Source organism: Streptosporangium sp. NPDC004379, assembly GCF_042873875.1.
Lineage (GTDB): Bacteria > Actinomycetota > Actinomycetes > Streptosporangiales > Streptosporangiaceae > Streptosporangium.
Genome location: NZ_JBIAMC010000005.1, coordinates 36,382 through 53,705, shown reverse-complemented (window position 1 = coordinate 53,705; position 17,324 = coordinate 36,382). Strand labels below are relative to the sequence as shown.

14 protein-coding genes are annotated in these 17,324 nt (G+C 72.6%); 4 read left to right on the top strand and 10 right to left on the bottom strand.

Going from position 1 to position 17,324, the window contains the following annotated elements; translation table 11 throughout:
- Positions 1-4 precede the first annotated feature (4 nt).
- The gene (locus tag ACFYSC_RS12540; protein ID WP_389960407.1) at positions 5-1,408 is read right to left on the bottom strand and encodes an AI-2E family transporter; all 1,404 of its coding nucleotides are present in this window, start codon (positions 1,406-1,408) and stop codon (positions 5-7) included.
- 292 nt (positions 1,409-1,700) lie between these two features.
- Positions 1,701-4,274: a valine--tRNA ligase gene (gene valS, locus ACFYSC_RS12535; RefSeq protein WP_389960405.1), complete on the bottom strand. Its 2,574-nt coding sequence runs from the start codon at positions 4,272-4,274 to the stop codon at positions 1,701-1,703.
- Positions 4,275-4,358: 84 nt separating this feature from the next.
- On the opposite strand from valS, the gene ACFYSC_RS12530 reads away from it, so the two are divergent.
- On the top strand, positions 4,359-4,661 hold the full coding sequence (locus ACFYSC_RS12530) for a DUF4235 domain-containing protein (RefSeq protein ID WP_362939623.1): 303 nt from the start codon (positions 4,359-4,361) through the stop codon (positions 4,659-4,661).
- 184 nt (positions 4,662-4,845) lie between these two features.
- On the opposite strand, the gene ACFYSC_RS12525 is transcribed toward ACFYSC_RS12530, so the two are convergent.
- From ACFYSC_RS12525 to ACFYSC_RS12505, 5 genes are all read right to left on the bottom strand, one after another.
- Entirely contained in the window at positions 4,846-6,222 is a 1,377-nt protein-coding gene (locus ACFYSC_RS12525) for a trehalose-6-phosphate synthase (RefSeq protein ID WP_389961121.1), read from the bottom strand.
- Between the two features lie 52 nt (positions 6,223-6,274).
- Positions 6,275-7,081, bottom strand: a complete 807-nt coding sequence (locus ACFYSC_RS12520) for a hypothetical protein (RefSeq protein ID WP_389960403.1) — start codon at positions 7,079-7,081, stop codon at positions 6,275-6,277.
- Between the two features lie 85 nt (positions 7,082-7,166).
- A complete protein-coding gene (locus ACFYSC_RS12515; protein WP_362939618.1) occupies positions 7,167-7,466 on the bottom strand; it encodes a DUF4193 domain-containing protein in 300 nt (99 codons plus the stop codon).
- Positions 7,467-7,733: 267 nt separating this feature from the next.
- Positions 7,734-9,200 (bottom strand): sensor histidine kinase, encoded by a 1,467-nt coding sequence (locus tag ACFYSC_RS12510; protein WP_389960401.1) that lies wholly within the window; start codon positions 9,198-9,200, stop codon positions 7,734-7,736.
- Positions 9,197-9,850: a response regulator transcription factor gene (locus ACFYSC_RS12505; protein ID WP_179826978.1), complete on the bottom strand. Its 654-nt coding sequence runs from the start codon at positions 9,848-9,850 to the stop codon at positions 9,197-9,199. Before ACFYSC_RS12505 ends, ACFYSC_RS12510 begins: the two co-directional genes overlap by 4 nt.
- A 217-nt stretch (positions 9,851-10,067) precedes the next feature.
- Between ACFYSC_RS12505 and ACFYSC_RS12500 the strand changes: the two genes are divergently transcribed.
- Positions 10,068-10,232 (top strand): hypothetical protein, encoded by a 165-nt coding sequence (locus tag ACFYSC_RS12500; RefSeq protein WP_389960398.1) that lies wholly within the window; start codon positions 10,068-10,070, stop codon positions 10,230-10,232.
- Between the two features lie 155 nt (positions 10,233-10,387).
- Here ACFYSC_RS12500 and ACFYSC_RS12495 read toward each other — a convergent pair whose 3' ends face one another.
- Positions 10,388-11,182 carry an inositol monophosphatase family protein gene (locus ACFYSC_RS12495; RefSeq protein ID WP_389960396.1) on the bottom strand — a complete coding sequence of 265 codons (795 nt, stop codon included), beginning with the start codon at positions 11,180-11,182 and terminating at the stop codon, positions 10,388-10,390.
- A 71-nt stretch (positions 11,183-11,253) separates the two neighbouring features.
- Positions 11,254-13,215, bottom strand: a complete 1,962-nt coding sequence (locus tag ACFYSC_RS12490) for a prolyl oligopeptidase family serine peptidase (RefSeq protein ID WP_389961119.1) — start codon at positions 13,213-13,215, stop codon at positions 11,254-11,256.
- Positions 13,216-13,478: 263 nt separating this feature from the next.
- On the opposite strand from ACFYSC_RS12490, the gene ACFYSC_RS12485 reads away from it, so the two are divergent.
- Entirely contained in the window at positions 13,479-14,459 is a 981-nt protein-coding gene (locus ACFYSC_RS12485; RefSeq protein ID WP_389960394.1) for a ferrochelatase, read from the top strand.
- 97 nt (positions 14,460-14,556) lie between these two features.
- On the opposite strand, the gene ACFYSC_RS12480 is transcribed toward ACFYSC_RS12485, so the two are convergent.
- Positions 14,557-15,945 carry a lytic transglycosylase domain-containing protein gene (locus ACFYSC_RS12480; RefSeq protein WP_389960392.1) on the bottom strand — a complete coding sequence of 463 codons (1,389 nt, stop codon included), beginning with the start codon at positions 15,943-15,945 and terminating at the stop codon, positions 14,557-14,559.
- Between the two features lie 125 nt (positions 15,946-16,070).
- Between ACFYSC_RS12480 and ACFYSC_RS12475 the strand changes: the two genes are divergently transcribed.
- Positions 16,071-17,267 (top strand): MFS transporter, encoded by a 1,197-nt coding sequence (locus tag ACFYSC_RS12475; RefSeq protein WP_389960390.1) that lies wholly within the window; start codon positions 16,071-16,073, stop codon positions 17,265-17,267.
- The last annotated feature ends 57 nt before the right edge of the window (positions 17,268-17,324 follow it).

Genomic DNA, 17,324 nt, shown 5'->3' with positions numbered 1-17,324 from the left:
AACGTTACCGCCTGGGCTGCGGCGACTCCTCATTCACCGGATCCTCCCCCGCCGGATCGGCGTTCCCTCCGGCTTCGGAGGGAACGGTCCTTTCCGGCGGCCCGGCCTCCCCGGCGGCGCCGGACGACCCTCCCGGCGCGTCTCCGGCCGGCACGTCCGCGGACGGCGCGTCTCCGGCCGAGACGTCTGCGGACGGCGCGTCTCCGGCCGAGACGTCCCCGGCCGAGACGGTCGAGGTCGAGGCGGGCGGGGCGTCTCCGGCCTGCTCGGCCGCGGACGGCGGGCCCTGCGGCCCCCCGGCGTCCCCGGACCCGCCAGGCGGTTCGTGCGGCGGGGCGGGCGGCAGGGCCCGCTGGTCGCCGGCCAGCGCGGGCAGCGCCCGGTAGATCACCGCGGCGATCGGCACCGCCACCGCGGCCCCGGCGATGCCCGCCAGGACGCCGCCCACGGCCAGCACCAGGATGATCGCCAGCGGGTGGAAGTCGAGCGCCCGGCCGACGATCAGCGGCTGGAGCACATGGTTCTCCAGCTGCTGCTCGACCACCAGGATCCCCAGGAAGATCAGGGCGTAGACCGGCCCCTGGGCGCCGAGGGTCACCACGGTCGCGACCGCGCCGGCGAAGAGGATGCCGACGATGGGGATGAAGCTGGCCAGGAAGATCAGTACGGCGAGCGGCGCCCAGAGCGGCACGCCCATCCCGGCGAGCACGATGCCCATGACCACGCCGTGCACGGCGGCCACCGCGACGGTGCCCTGCACGTAGTGCGACAGCGTCGTCCAGGCGGTGCGGCCGGCCCGGTCGACGCGGGGCGCGGCCGAGCCGAACGCCCTCAGGAACCACGACCAGATCCGGTCGCCGTCCTTGAGCAGGAAGAAGGCGATGAACATCACCAGCACCAGGGAGGCCAGCACCTCCGCCGCGACCGTGGCGCCGGTGAGGACCGTCTGGGTGATCTGGTTGCGGCTCGCGCTGAGCTGCTCGGTGAGGTTGTCGATCCAGGAGCTGATCTGGCTGCGCTGCAGGTGCAGCGGCCCGCTGTACAGCCAGTTCTCCACATCCTTGATCGTGGACTTGACCTGGTCGACCATCCGGGGGAACTCGTCGTTGGCCCGCAGTCCGATGAACCAGCCGATGCCGCCCAGCACCGCGAACGCGATCAGCATGGTCAGCCACGTGGCGTAGATCGGCCGCATCCCCGCCGCCCGGAACCGGCGGGTCACCGGGAACAGCAGCGCCGTCAGCAGCAGCGCGATCGCCACCGGCAGCACCACGATGCGCAGCGTCGCGATGAACTGCGCGAAGTAGAAGACGGCCCAGCCGATGATGATCAGGCACAGGCTCCAGGCCGCGATGCGGAGCAGCGTGAGCGGCACCAGATGCTTCAGACGTTCCCGGTCGGAGATCACGCGTTCCAGACTGTCACGTCACGGCCTGCGGCGCGCATGGTCAACACCCGGACTCGGAAGAGACCGGCCAAGGAACGGCAAAGGGGAGGCCCGGCGGGACGCCGGGCCTCCCCTCAGCGGGCACCGGATCAGCGCTCTCCCGGCGGCCGGGAGATCACTCTGTCCTCGAGGTAGCAGTTGCAGCTGCCGCACCCTGGCGTCATGCGCCGTCCTCCCCTCGCCTGCCCTGGACCGGTCCGTGCCTCGACCGTACGGCAGGACCGCCCGACGCGGAGGACAGATTCCCGTGGGCTCAGGTGAGGGCGACCTCCACCGTCAGCTCGCCCTCGGCGGGCTCCAGCACGAACTCCTCGACGACGCCCGCGCCGCACAGGTCGTCCTGCGCCTGCCGCACCAGGTCCGCCTGGGCGCCGGTGACGCTCAGCCGGGAGACCTCGGCGCGCATCGAGAGCCGGGCGTCGGACTTGGCCTTGCGGACGTGGCCGAGGACCGCCGCCACCGCCGGCAGCAGGTCGGGCCGGCCGCCCGTCTCGCGGACCTCGGGCCAGGGCGCCCGGTGCACCGAGCCCTCGCGCCACCAGGACCAGACCTCCTCGGTGACGAACGGCAGGAAGGGCGCGAACAGCCGCAGCAGGACGTCGAGGGCCTCGCGCAGCGCCGCGCGGGCCGAGCGGGCGGGGCCGCCCTCGCCGTAGGCGCGGTTCTTGACCAGCTCCAGGTAGTCGTCGCAGAACTCCCAGAAGAACCGCTCGGTCCGCTCCAGCGCGCGGGTGTAGTCGTAGGACTCGAACGCCTCGGTGGCCTCGCCGGTCACCTGGGACAGCCGGGCGAGCATCGACAGGTCCACCGGCTCGGTGATCTCGGCGGTCCCGGCGGTCCCGGAGCCCGCCGGTCCGCCGTCCGGTCCGTTTCCGGCCTCGCCCAGGCCGAGGATGAACTTCGAGGCGTTCAGGATCTTGATCGCCAGGCGGCGGCCGACCTTGATCTGCCCGACGTCGAACGCGGTGTCGGTGCCCGGCCGGCCGCTCGCCGCCCAGTAGCGGACCGCGTCGGAGCCGTACTGCTCCAGCAGGCCCAGGGGGGTGACGACGTTGCCCACCGACTTGGACATCTTCTTGCGGTCGGGGTCGAGGATCCAGCCGGAGATGGCGGCGTTGCGCCAGGGCAGGGTGCCGTGCTCCAGGTGCGCGCGGACCACGGTGGAGAACAGCCAGGTCCGGATGATCTCGTGGGCCTGCGGGCGCAGGTCCATCGGGAAGACCTTACGGAACAGCTCGTCGTCGATCCCCCAGCCGCCCGCGATCTGCGGGCTCAGCGAGGAGGTGGCCCAGGTGTCCATGACGTCCGGGTCGGCGATGAAGCCTCCCGCCTTGCCGCGCTGGTCCTCGGTGTAGCCGGGCGGGACGTCGCTCTCGGGGTCGACGGGCAGCGCGGACTCGTCCGGCAGGATCGGCCGGGAGCGGTCGGGCTCGCCCGCGGCGTCGAGGGGGTACCACACCGGGATCGGCACGCCGAAGAACCGCTGCCGGGAGATCAGCCAGTCGCCCGCCAGGCCCTCCACCCAGGACTCGTAGCGGACCCTCATCCGCTCCGGGTGCCAGGACAGCTCCCGCCCGCGTTCCAGCAGCGCCTCGCGCAGCCCGGCGTCGCGCCCGCCGTTGCGGATGTACCACTGGCGGGTGGTGACGATCTCCAGGGGGCGGTCGCCCTTCTCGTAGAACTTCACCGGGCGCTTGACCGGCCGGGGCTCGCCGTCCATCTCGCCCGAGACCCGCAGCGCCTCCACGACCCGTTCCCGGGCGCCGTGGACGGTCAGGCCGGCCAGCTCGCCGTACGGCCCGGCCGGGACGCCGGCGGGCGGGTCGGGCAGCAGCCTGCCGTCGCGGCCGATGACCGGGCGGGTGGGGAGGTTCAGCTCTCGCCACCAGACGATGTCGGTGACGTCGCCGAAGGTGCAGACCATCGCGATGCCGGAGCCCTTGCCGGGCTCGGCCAGGTGGTGCGGCAGCACCGGCACCTCGACCCCGAACAGCGGCGTGGCGACGGTGGTGCCGAACAGCGGGCGGTAGCGCTCGTCGTCGGGGTGGGCGACCAGCGCCACGCAGGCGGGCAGCAGCTCGGGCCGGGTCGTCTCGATCCAGACGCGCTGCCCGGCGGCCGGACCCCCGGCGGCGGTGAAGGCGATCCGGTGGAAGGCGCCGGGGTGCTCGCGGTCCTCCAGCTCGGCCTGGGCGACGGCCGTGCGGAAGGTGACGTCCCACAGCGTGGGCGCCTCGGCGAGGTATGCCTCGCCGCGGGCGAGGTTGCGCAGGAAGCCGCGCTGGGAGGAGGCCCGCGCGCCGCCGTCGATGGTGGCGTAGGTCAGCGACCAGTCGACCGACAGGCCCAGGCGCCGCCACAGCTCCTCGAACGCCTTCTCGTCCTCGATGGTGAGCCGCTCGCACAGCTCGATGAAGTTGCGGCGCGAGATCGGCACCTGCCGCCTGGGGTCGGGGTCGGCCGGCGGGCGGAAGGCGGGGTCGTAGGGGACGGAGGGGTCGCAGCGCACGCCGAAGTGGTTCTGCACCCGGCGCTCGGTGGGCAGGCCGTTGTCGTCCCAGCCCATGGGGTAGAAGACCTCGCGGCCGCGCATGCGCCGGAAGCGGGCGATCGCGTCGGTGTGGGTGTAGGAGAAGACGTGGCCGACGTGCAGGGATCCGGAGACGGTCGGGGGCGGGGTGTCGATCGAGTAGATCTCGTCCCGGCTGCGCGACCTGTCGAAGCGGTATGTCCCCTCGGCCTCCCAGCGGGCGGCCCATACGGATTCCAGCCCGTCGAGAGTCGGCTTCCCGGGCATGGCCGCATGGCGTGATCGCTGGTGTGTCATGCCTCCCCATGGTATGGCTTCGCGCGTTCCCGCGACGGGGAGGGTTAGTGTTCTTCTGCAAAGCGATACAAAGGCAGGGAGCACATGCCGGGCAAAAGCGATAAGCAGCAGCAGGACATGGCGTGGCGGGCCATCGGCGGCCTGGTGGGCCTGGCGACGGCCTTCGCCGCGCGCAAGGCCATCGGGTTCGCCTGGGAGAAGACGACCGGCAGGAAGCCCCCCGTGGACACCGAGTCGCTCGACGTCGGACTCGGCGAGGCGATCGGCTACGCCATCGTGATGGGCGTGGGCATGCAGGTCGCGCAGATCCTCGCCGGCCGTACCGCCAGGAAGCGCTACGACGCCTGGAAGGCCGTGAAGTCCACCGCGCGCGACGCCGTCTCCTGACCCGCCTCCGCGCGCCCGCCGTACGGGCCTCCCTCGGGGAGTGCGTACGGCGGGCACAGGCGGGCGCGGGCGATCACGGGCGGCGCGCACGGCGTGCCGGCCGTACGGCGGTCACAGGTGGTCACGGACGGCGCGCCGGGGCGCCGGGCCGGCCGTACGGCGGACGGCCGCGCGGGCGGCGCGGTCAGGACTCCAGGTCGGCGAGGAAGTCCTTCGCCCAGCGGTCCACGTCGTAGGTCGAGACCCGGCGGCGCAGCGAGCGCATCCGCCGCGACAGGTCGTGCGGCGTGGCCCGCATCGCGGCGAGCATGGCCCGCTTGAGGCCGTCGATGTCGTAGGGGTTGACCAGGAACGCCTGTCGCAGCTCGTCGGCCGCGCCGGCGAACTCGCTGAGCACCAGCGCGCCGCGCAGGTCGTGGCGGCAGGAGATGTACTCCTTGGCGACCAGGTTCATCCCGTCGCGCAGCGGCGTCACCACCATGACGTCGGCGGCGAGGTAGAGCGCGGCCAGTTCGTCGCGGCCGTAGGACTGGTGCATGTACTGCACCGGCTGCAGGCCCAGTTCCCCCTGCTCGCCGTTGATCCGGCCGACCTGCAGCTCGATGGAGTCGCGCAGCCGCATGTACTCCTCGACCCGCTCCCGGCTCGGGGTGGCGATCTGCACGAACGCCGCCTCCCCCGGCTTGATGGAGCCCTCGTGGAGCAGCTCGCCGAACGCCTTGAGCCGCTGGCCGATGCCCTTGGTGTAGTCGAGCCGGTCGACGCCGAGCAGCACGCACTCCGGGTCGCCCAGCTCGGAACGGATCTCTTTGGCGCGCTCCACGATGTGGGGCTGGCGGACCAGGGAGTCGAACTCGCCGAAGTCGACCGAGATGGGGAAGGCCGCGGCGCGGACCACCCGGCCGCCCTCCAGGTGGATCTCGTTCTTCTGGTGCTGCAGGCCCAGCAGGCGGCGGCAGAGGCGGGTGAAGTTGGACGCGCCGCCGGGGCGCTGGAAGCCGACCAGGTCGGCGCCGAGGAGGCCCTCCAGGAGCTCCCGCCGCCAGGGGAGCTGGTAGAACAGCTCGCCCGGCGGGAAGGGGATGTGCAGGAAGAAGCCGATGCGCAGGTCGGGGCGGAGTTCGCGCAGCATGGCCGGGACCAGCTGGAGCTGGTAGTCCTGGATCCACACGACCGCGTTCTCGGCCGCCTCCTCGGCGGCGGCGCGGGCGAAGCGCTCGTTGACCGTGCGGTAGGCGTCCCACAGCACGCGCGAGTAGACCGGGGGGGCGACCACGTCGTGGTAGAGCGGCCACAGTGTGGAGTTGGAGAAGCCCTCGTAGTAGAGCTCGACCTCCGACGCCGACAGCGGCACGGGGATGAGGTGCATGCCGTCGTGGTCGAAGGGGTCGAGGTGCTCGTCGGGGGATCCGGGCCAGCCGATCCAGGCGCCCTCCCTCCGCTGGAGGACCGGAGCGATCGCGGTGACCAGTCCGCCGGGGCTGCGCCGCCACGTCCCCTCCCCCACCCGATCGACGGGAAGGCGGTTTGCGACGATCAGAAACGAGCTGCGGCCCGGCACGAAATCCTCCAGGGAGTTGGTTTGTTCTATCAACTACCCAGTTGGGGACTTTTTATGACTTAGCGGGAGGGAGTTCGTGGCGGCTTCTCAGGTCGGCGCGCACGACCTCGGCGAGCTTGCGGGTCGCGGCGCGGTTGAGCGTGCCACCGGCCACGGCGCCGGTGAGGAAGGGGCCGAGGGTGGTCAGGTTGCGGCCGAGCGTGCGCATCAGCCGGTTGCGCAGGGCCGTCTTGGCCGCCGTCCCGAGGGCGACGGTGACCGAGCCGGGGGCCGCGGGGTCGACGCCGCGCTGCTTGGACCAGGCGTTCACGAACGCCACGGCCCGCTGGGCGCCGCCGCCGGGGATCTGCACGCCGTACACCTCGTGGAGTTCGGCGAGCAGCTTGACCTCGATGGCCGCCACGACGAGGGTCTCGGCCACGAGCTGGGCGGGGGCGGAGAGCAGCAGGGGCGGGGCGGCGAACTCGGCCGCCGCGAGGGCTCCGCCGATCGCGCCGACCGTCATGGTCGCCTTGCCCGCCGTGCGGACCAGGTCGTCGGCCAGCGCCTCGGCGGTGAGGCCGTGATGGTGCTCGGAGAGGGTGGCCAGGTCCCGGACGGGGATCCGGGGGGCCACGGACATGAACACGTCGGCCAGCCAGCGTCCCCGGCCGACGCCCGACTTCCTGGCGTTCTTCGCTCCCGCGGCCAGCGCCGCGGACAGGCGGCCGAGCAGCCGTCGCCGCTCGGCGCCCTTGATGTCACCGGGCTCGGTGAGCCTGCCGACGATCTCCGCCACTTCCCGTTCCGGTGCGCCGGCCTCCCCCGCGGGCGCGGGATCCTCCGGCGAGCCACCGGTCTTGCCCCTCTTCGAAGTCATGTCGCGGAACCTCCTCAAGGCCGTCCTGGCGCGCACTTACCCTTCCACGGGAGAACACACCTCGGACAGGCCATCGGAACGATCGTCAGGCCGCGCACTCCCGGCAGATCTGCTGGCCGTTCCTCTCGGTGGCGAGCTGGCTGCGGTGGTGCACGAGGAAACAGCGCGCGCAGGTGAACTCGTCGGCCTGACGAGGGATCACCCGGAGCGAGAGCTCCTCGTTGGACAGGTCCGCGCCCGGCAGTTCGAGCGACTCGGCGAGATCGGTCTCGTCGATGTCGATACTGCCCGAGGACTTGTCCGTACGGCGCGCCTGCAGTTCCTGAAGACTGTCCTCGTTGAGGTCGTCGTCGGTCTTGCGTGGGCTGTCGTAATCAGTGGCCATCGGTTTGCTCCATCCCCCTCATCTCTCTTTGCGCCCGTTCGCGCGTGTAACGTCTGAGAGGCACGAGTTGTGCCCAATCCGACGAAGAGACTTTGCTTCGGTACCCCGTCGGAATGGTCACTGAACCTCCCCACACGTGAGGTACCTACTGCCAATGGCCATGGTTAGCCGAATATGGCGTAAACCACAGCATCGGCGGTATGAGCCACCGTGTTCGACGGCACATCCAACCACATGTGCGGCGTGAGCGAGACGCCCCCCGCCGGATCACCGTGGCTGGAGTCTCACGGTCACCACGAGACCGCCCCCGTCCCTGGGGACGGCGGTCACGTCGCCTCCGTGAGCCCGCACGACCGCGCGCACGATGGACAACCCGAGCCCGGCTCCCTTGGAGGAGTCGACCCGGTCTGCGTTGAGCCGCCGGAACGGCTCGAACAGGCTGTTCACCTCGTACGCGGGCACGTGCGGCCCCGTGTTGGCCACCTGAACAATCAGGACGCCCTCCACAATTCCCGCCCTGACCCACAAATGGCCGGCGTCGGGGAGGTTGTGTTTGATCGCGTTCTCCACGAGGTTGGAGACGCACCGTTCCAGCAGCACCGGATCGCCTGTCGTTTCGGCCTTCCGGAGTTCGGTGGAGATCGTCACGCCGGCCGCCTCGGCCACCGGGGCGAGCTGCTCGACGGCGGTCCGCGCCACGTCCCTCATGTCCACCGGCTTGCGCACGCTGAGTTCGCGCTCGCTGCGGGCCAGCAGCAACAGGCCCTCGATCAGGCGCTCGTTGCGCGCGTTGACCTCCAGCAGGGTGCGGCCCAGCGCCTTGAGGTCCTCCGACGCCTCCGGGTCGCCCAGCGCGATCTCCAGGACGGTCCGGTTGATCGTCAGCGGGGTCCGCAACTCGTGGGAGGCGTTGGCCACGAACCTGCGCTGTGTGTCGAACGCCACATTGAGTCTGGTCAGCATCGCGTCGAAAGTGTCGGCCAGCTCCTTGAGCTCGTCGTCGGGGCCCTTGAGCGCGATCCGCTCGTGGGCCAGCGTGCTGCTCGACAGCCTGCGGGCCGTCGAGGTCATCTGCTGGATCGGGCGCAGCGCCCGGTCGGCGACGACGTAACCGATGACGATCGCCAGGATCCCCACCCCCACCAGGGCCAGGAGCGTACGGCTGAGCAGGGCGTCGCGCGCCTCGTCGATCGCGGCGTGCTTCCACCACAGCCAGTCCTGCTGGAAGCGCTGCTCGTAGGCCAGCGGCGCGTCGGGCAGGCTGACGCCGGGCCAGGCCTCGTTGATGGCCCAGCCGACCATCATGTAGATGACGAAGACCAGCAGCATCCCGGCCAGGAAGAACAGCAGGCCGTAGGTGATGGTGAGCCGCCAGCGGATGCTGATCCGGTCGAAGATCGCCCGCATCCGCTCCAGCGGCCCGCCGTGCGCCTGTGCGGCGCCGCCCGGCGGCGGCCCGTCCCACACCGGCGGGCCCTGCGGCGGCGGGGCCTGCCCGCCCTGCCCGGGACCGGTCGGCCCCGAGCCGGTCCGCCGTGGATCGGTCCGCCCCGGGTCGGTCCGCGGCGAGGTCCGCCCGCCCGGCTCCGGACCGGCCTGCGGCGTCTCCTCGTCGCGCCGCGGCCCCCGCGCGGAGTGGGGGCTGATCATCGGGTGGGTGGGTGCGGAGAGGCGCGCGTCGTCCGCCGGGACGCCCGCCGGGCGTTCGGCCCCACCGCCTGCCGGGGCGCTCACAGCCGGTATCCCACCCCGGGCACCGTCTCGATGACCTGAGGCTCACCCAGCTTCTTCCTCAGGGTCATCATGGTGACGCGCACCACGTTGGTGAACGGGTCGATGTTCTCGTCCCATGCCTTGTCCAGCAGGTCCTCCTGGCTGACCACGGCGCCCTCGGCGCGCATCAGCTCCTCCAGGACCGCGAACTCCTTCTTGGTGAGCGAGATCTCCTCGCCGTTCCTGGTCACCAGCCGCTTACCCGGGTCCAGGCGGACACCGGAGCGCTCCAGGACCGGCGGCAGCGCCGGGGCCGAGCGGCGGCCCAGCGCCCGCACCCGGGCGACCAGCTCGATGAACACGAACGGCTTGGCGAGGTAGTCGTCGGCGCCCAAACCCAGCCCCTCGACCTTGTCGTCGACGTCGCCCGAGGCGGTGAGCATCAGGATCCGCGAGGAGGTCCGCTCGGCCACCAGGCGGCGGCAGACCTCGTCCCCGTGGACCTTCGGCAGGTCCCGGTCCAGGACGATGACGTCGTAGTCGATGTAGCCGGTCCGCTCCAGCGCCGCGGCGCCGTCGTAGGCCACGTCCACGGCCATGGCCTCACGCCTCAGCCCCGTAGCGATCGCGTCGGCGAGCACCCGCTCGTCCTCCACCACAAGCACCCGCACGGCTTCCGAACCTCCCCGTGAAATCTGCGAACAGCCGCCGGAACGGCCCCCCATTGTGAGCACTCCCCCCGTAAGCCGGCGGTAAGCCCCCAGTCACGATAACCACCGTGCGTGATGTATCCCACAACGAGGTTTAGCGCGAGGTGAGAGGTGGGTACGGCTGAAGGCCAGTCCCCTCAGACCCAGTCCTTACATCCCCGCCGAGAAAGAAGGTGAGATGGGCGAGTTCACCTCCACGATCGAACACCGCCTCGACCAGGCGTACAAGAACCTCCACGAAGCCGAATCCACGGGCGACCAGTACCTCGCCGACACCTTCACCGCCGAGATCGAGGATCTCCACCGTCTGGCGACGGACAACGGGGTCCACCTCCGGCACTGACGCGGTCCGGCGCTGATCCGGCACCGATGTGGGAGGAGCCCCCGGCCATCCGGCCGGGGGCTCCTCCCGTGTCCGGGCCAGTGAGGGCCCGGACCGCCCGTGACCTCGGGCGCCGTCACCCGCCGTCACCGCGCGGGGCCGGACGCGCGGGGCCTTCAGGCGTCGCGCTCGGGGTCCAGCGGCGCCAGCAGGTCGCACAGTTCCTCGAACAGGCCCGGCGCCGCGCAGACCGTGAGCCCGGGGCCGTGCGGCCGGCCGTTCAGACCCCCGATCCTGGCGCCGGCCTCGACCGCGACGAGACCCCCGGCGGAGTAGTCCCACGTCTGCGGGCCGCGCTCGTAGTAGCCGTCCACCCGCCCGGCCGCCACCGAGCACAGGTCCGCCGCGGCCGACCCGCCCCGCCGGATGTCGCGTACGGCGGGCAGCACCCCGGCCAGCACCTCGGCCTGGACCCTGCGCCGCCCCGCGTCGTAGCCGAACCCGGTGGCGATCAGCGCCCGGTTCAGCGGCACGCCGGTGTTGCAGTGCAGCCGCTCCCCCGCCAGCCACGCGCCCTCGCCCCTGGCGGCGGTGAAGACCTCGCCCCGGGGCACGACGTTGACCGCGCCCGCGACGACCTCCCCGTCGATCTCGACGGCGATGCTGACCGCCCAGTCGGGCAGGCCGTACAGGAAGTTGACCGTGCCGTCGATGGGGTCGACGATCCAGCGGACCCGGCCGTCGCCGGTCGAGCCGCCCTCCTCGCCGAGGATCGCGTCGTCGGGCCGGACGGTCCTGATCCTGGTGCGGATCAGCTCCTCCGAAGCCCGGTCCAGCGCGGTCACCACGTCGGTCGGGCTGGACTTGGTGGCCAGCACCTCCGGCCGGGCCGGCCGCTTGGCCACGAGCATCTCCCCGGCCTCCCGGGCGATCTCCTCGGCCAGCTGGGCGAAGGTCACGAAGGTCTCCATGGCCTGCCCCCCCTCTCGTTCACTCTCCGTCCGTCCACGACGACCCTCCGCGGCGGGGCCGTCGTCCGTCCTCACGCCAGCGACTCCGGCCGCTTCCACTCCTGGCCCAGCACGTGCTGCGCCAGGAAGGCGAAGACCGTCTCGTACCAGGCGATCACGTTGCCGGGCTTGAGGATCCAGTGGTTCTCGTCGGGGAAGTACAGGAACTTCGACTCGACATGGGAGCGCTGCAGGTCCCACCACAGCCGGAGGCCCTCGGCGATCGGCACCCGGTAGTCCTTGTCGCCGTGGATGACCAGCATCGGCGTGGAGATCTGATCCAGCGACAGGTGCGGGGAGAGCGCGCCGTACAGCTCGCCGCCGAGGGCGCCGAACTCGCGCTGCCAGTACATCGGCGCGTCGGTGGTGCCGGCGAACTGGTCCAGGTGCCACAGCGAGGCGTGGGTGACGATCGCCGCGAACCGGTCGGTGTGCCCGGCGACCCAGTTGGCCATGTAGCCGCCGAACGAGCCGCCCATGGCCGCCGTCCTGGTCTCGTCGACCTCGGGCAGCTCCAGCGCGGCGTCGGTGATCGCCATCAGGTCGGCGTGGGTGCGCGGCCCCCAGTTCGCCCAGCCCCGGCGGATCATCTCGGGGCCGTAGCCGGTGGACAGGCACGGATCGGGCAGCAGTACGGCGTAGCCGCGCTCCGCCATGATCCACGGGTTCCACCGCCAGGACCAGTCGTTCCAGCTTCCCAGCGGACCGCCGTGGATCCACAGCAGGAACGGCGCCGGGTTCTCCGCCGAGGCGCCCTGGGGCAGCACGAGCCAGGCCCGGATCGTCGCGCCGTCGTCGGCGGTCGCGGTGACCTCGGTCAGGGTGCCGGGCACCTCGGGAACGGGCACCGGCGAGGCCAGCTCCTCGACCTCGCCGCCGGGGGTGATCCGCACCGGGCGGGCGGGCGAGTCCACGGCGCTGCGCAGCGCGTAGACCGAGCCGTCGGGCGCGGCGCCGAGCGACAGGTAGGCGCCGTCGTCGGCGGTGAGCCGGACCGGCTCCGAGGAGTCGGCCGGGACACGGAACACGGGGCGGCGGCCCCGGTGGTCCGCGGCGACGTACAGCGAGCGGGAGTCGGGCGCCCAGGCGACGTCGGACGGCCACAGGTCGCCGCCGGCGGCGTGCCCCTCGCCGGTGGCGAGGTCGATGATCCACAGGGTGATCTCGGGGATGGTGGCGCCGTCGGCGCGGCGGGCGCGGGTGCAGGCGACCAGCCGGCCGTCGGGCGAGACCCGGACCGGGCCGTCGAAGTCGTGGTCGTCCTCCTCGGCGAGGACGCGCGGGGCGTCGTCGCCGGACGTGCCGATCACCACGAGCCGGGAGCGGACCTCGCCGCCGGGCTGCGGCACCTCCCAGGTGGTCACCACCGCCGAGCCGTCCGGCGTCACGTCGTAGGAGGCGTTGCCCAGGGCCTTGCCCGGCTGCGGGGTGAGGTCCCTGACCTCGGTCAGCCGGTCGTCGCCGAGCGTGCCGGCGAACAGCCGCGTCTCCCCGGGGCCGAGGTCGTGGTCCCAGTAACGCACCGGGGCGCTCTCGTGCAGGATCGCACTGATCCCCGCGTCCTTACGGCTCTTGCGCCGCTCGTCCTCGGTGGCCTCGTCGCCGGGCAGCACGTCGGCGGTGAAGACCACCGCCGGCCCGCCGGTGGCGAACCCGGCCACGCCGCCGGGCCGGGAGGCGACCTGCCGGGCCTCGCCGCCGCCCGCGGGCAGCAGCCACAGCGCGGGCGCCTCATCGTCGGGGTCCTTGACGACCGGGTCGGGGCGGCGCGAGCCGAAGAGCAGGTCGCCCCCCGCGGTGAACTCCGCCCCGCTCTCACCCTTGGCGGACCTGGTCAGCCGGTACGGCGCACGGCCGTCGAGGGGGATCTCCCACAGGGACGTCCCGTAGGACTTCCCGTCGGGGTCGAGGGCCTGGACCACGCCGGCGAGGCGGGATCCGTCGGGAGAGAGGCGGAGGGACACCAGCCTGGGCGTGCCGACATAGTCACGCATGTCGCTGAAAGGAGTCACGGTCCGAACCTACTCCCGTCTCCGCCCGGACCGGATACCCCTCGTCCGGCGAGACGTCCCGCCGGACGTCCCGGAAGAGGCCGGAAACGGGGTCCGCCGGACGCCCCGGAAGGGGAGAGCAGCCGGAATGTGACGAAGAAGACGCCCGAAAGGGGGCGGCGCAGGCGTCCGGGAGGACGCCCGGTTCCGAATCCCCTGGTGTGACCATGCAGAAAGACCTCCCGGCATGCGGTTTGATGAGTGCCATGGGGACTTACGACGCACTTCTCGTCGTGTCGTTCGGCGGCCCGGAGAAGCCGGACGACGTGATGCCGTTTCTGGAGAACGTCGTGCGGGGCCGGGGGATCCCGCGCGAGCGGCTGCTGGAGGTCGAGGCGCACTACCAGCGCTTCGGCGGGGCCAGCCCGATCAACCAGCAGTGCCGCGACCTGATCGCCGCCGTTGAGCCGACGCTCGACATCCCGGTCTACTGGGGCAACCGCAACTGGCACCCCTACCTTGAGGACACGCTCCGGCGGATGGCCGCCGACGGCGTCCGCAGGGCCGCCGCCTTCGTCACCGCGGCCTACAGCTCCTACTCGGCCTGCCGGCAGTACCTCGACGACATCGCGCTGGCCAGGGCCGCGGTCGAGGGCGCGCCCGAGGTCGTCAAGCTGCGCCACTACTTCGACCACCCCGGGTTCATCGCGGCGATGGCCGACCACACCCGCGAGGCCCTGGAGCGGCTCCCCGCCGAGCTGCGCGACTCCGCGCGGCTGGTCTTCACCGCCCACAGCATCCCGCTGTCGATGGCCAGGACCGCGGGGCCGGACGGCGGGGCCTACGAGGCGCAGCTACGCGAGGCGGCCGCCCTGGTCACCGCCGAGCTGGGCGGGGACCGCCCGTGGGACCTGGTGTGGCAGAGCCGCAGCGGCGCCCCGCACATCCCGTGGCTGGAGCCCGACGTCTGCGACCACCTGCGGGTGCTCGACGCCCCGGCCGCGGTGCTGGTCCCGATCGGGTTCGTCTCCGACCACATGGAGGTCGTCTACGACCTCGATGTGGAGGCGGCCGAGACGGCGAGGGAGATCGGCCTGCCGCTGGTCAGGGCCGCCACCGCCGGCACCCACCCGCGGTTCGTCTCGATGGTGGGCGAGCTGCTGGCCGAGCCGGAGCCCGCCGGGTGCCCGCCCGGCTGCTGCCCGGCACCGCTCCGCCGCCCCGCCGGGACGGGCGATACGAGGTAGGCGGGGCAGGCGCGGGCCTGCGCGGCGCAGGGCCGCACAGGGCCCTCGCACGGCGGTCACCGGCCGGGGTCTCACGCGGGCGCGGGCGGGTCCGCGGTCAGGGGTAGGTGCGGGCGTAGGCCTGGGCGATCGACATGACCTTGGAGACGTAGGCCCAGGAGTGGTTGTAGAACCAGATGGACTTCTCCAGCTTCTTGCCGCCCTGCCCGGCGCCGTTGGCGCACAGGTAGTTGGCCGCGCCCGGGACCGCGTCGTACGGGCTCCAGATGTCGGCGACCCCGTCGCCGTCGCCGTCCACCCCGTAGGTCTTCCAGGTGGCGGGCATGAACTGCATCGGCCCCTGGGCTCCGGCCGACGAGGGCCCGTTGTTGCGCCCGTGCGAGCTCTCCACCTGGCCGATCGCGGCCAGGACGGTCCAGGACAGGCCGGGGCAGACCGCGGCGGCCCTGCGGTACAGCTCCAGGTAGCTGCCGGGCCGTCCGACCTGCGCGCGCCGGACGGTGGAGGCGCCCCCTCCCGAGACGTTCTCGGTGGAGGCGGTCCCGGTTCCGCCCGTGCCGCCCTTCTCGCCGGTCGCCGGCTTGGCGGTGGGCGGCGCGGCGGCGCGGGCGCGGCCCACGGTGATCACCTGCGTGCCGCCCCCGGCCAGCCTGCGCACCAGGGAGCCCAGCTTGGCCGAGGCGTTCTCCGGGCCGTTCACCAGCAGCACCACGCCGGGCAGGAGGCCGAGGCGGCGGCCGGTCTCGGCGCCCACCAGGCCGTCCACACCGGGCAGGCCGAAGTGGGCCGAGGCCGCGACCCGCAGGAGCGGGCCGCCGTCCACCTGGTAGTTCGCGCCGAGGACCAGGCCGAGCCGGCGCGCCCCGGCGTCGTCGGCGACGAGCTCGCCCCGGTCCAGCGCCTCCCACACGGCGGGCTGGGCGGCCACGGCCTTCGGTGCCCAGGCGCGGAAACGGGCGGGGTCGACCGCGAGCAGGTTGAGGCCCGTCCCGGAGACCTTGACCGCGCCGCCGTCGAAGGAGTCGATCTTCTCGACGTTCTTCAGGCGGGAGATGTCGGCCTTGGTCCTTTCGGACAGCGTCGTCTGGGAGACCACGAGCAGGCGGGGCGGGGTGAGGGTGATGCCGGGCCCGCCGGTGGCGGCCGGAGCCGGCCTGGTCTCCGCGGGGCGGCTCCGCTCCTGGCCCTGGCTCTGGCTCTGGCTTCCCGGTCCGCCCTGATCCCGGCCCTGGCCCTGGCTCTGACCCCGGCTCTGGTCCTGCGGCCGGCCCTGGTCCTGGCCCTGGTTCCGGGCCGGTTCCCCCTCCGGCTGGTTCACGGGCTGCGGGACCAGGCTGGTCAGGTCCCTGACCTCGGACTCGGCGACGGGTACGGTGACCGGCTCGGCGGGGCGGGTGGCGAGGAACACCGCGGCTCCGGCGACCGCGAGGGCGACCACGGCGGCGAGCACCGCGACGAACGCCCCCATCCGGGGAACATGCGACACCGCGCTCACATTAGCTCCAAGTCCCCGGAAATGGGGTGCGGTCCGGAAAATGGTTTTCCTCCGGACAGGTCGCTGGGGGATCCTCGGTACGATCGACGCCGGGAGAACGGGGAGGGGGTCCGACGGTGGCCGGGCTGTATCGAGGGCTGTTCGGCATGCCCGGGGCCAAGGGATTCGTCGTGGCGGGCCTCGTCGGGCGGATGCCCATGTCGATGCTCGGCATCGGCGTCGTGCTGCTCATCCAGACGCTCACCGGCTCCTACGCCTTGGCGGGGGCGGTCGCCGCCACCGTCAACCTCTCCTTCGCCGTCGCCGCTCCCCTGACGGGACGCCTGGTGGACAGGTTCGGCCAGGCCAGGGTAATCGTGCCCTTCGTGCTGGCGCACGGCGCCGCGCTGACCGGCCTGATGTTCTGCGCGGGCCCCGCGGTCCCCCGGTGGGCCCTGTTCGCCACCGGCGTCGCGACCGGCGCGACCGGGATGTCGCTCGGCTCGCTGGTGCGGGCCCGCTGGTCGCATCTGCTGGCCGGGACCGACCGGCTGCACGCCGCCTTCTCGTTCGAGTCCGTCGCCGACGAGGTCGTCTTCGTGGCCGGGCCGGCGCTGGTCACCGCCCTGGCCACGATGGTGAACCCGTACGCCGGCCTGGTGGTGGCGCTGGTCTGCACGGTCGTGGGCACGCTCGCCTTCGCCGCGCAGCGCGGCACCGAGCCGCCCATCCGTCCGGCGAGCAGGGGCGCGGGCACCCCGATCACGATCCCCGGGGTCGCCCTGATGTCGGCCGCGTTCTGCGCGATGGGCGCGGTGTTCGGGTCGATCGACCTGATCACGGTCGCGTTCGCCGACGAGCGCGGCGTCAAGCCCGCGGCCGGCCTGCTGCTCGCCGCCGTCGCCGCCGGGAGCATGCTCTCCGGGCTCTGGTACGGCGCGCGGCGGTGGAGGATCACGCTGAACAGCCGGTTCGCCCGGTCCCTGGCGGTGTTCGCGGCGGGGATGATCCCGCTCTCCCTGGTCGGCGACCCGAGGCTCATGGCGGTGGCGCTGTTCGCCGCCGGGACGGCCATCTCCCCGACGATCATCACCGGCTACTCGCTCGTCGAGCGGCTGGTGCCGCCCGCCCTGCTGACCGAGGGCATGGCCTGGCTCTCGACCTCCATCGGGCTCGGCGTGGCGCTCGGCGCCTGGGCGGGCGGGCGGCTCACCGACGCGTTCGGCGCGTCGAACGCGTACGTGTTCCCCCTGGGCTGCGCGCTGCTGGCCGCGGCCATCGGCGCCGCCGGCGCCGCCTGGCTGCGGACCCCTGTCGCCCGGCCAGAATCATGAGTACTGTTCATGTTCACGGTCGGAGAGGTGAGCCGGCGGCCGCGGCGTGACCTCGCC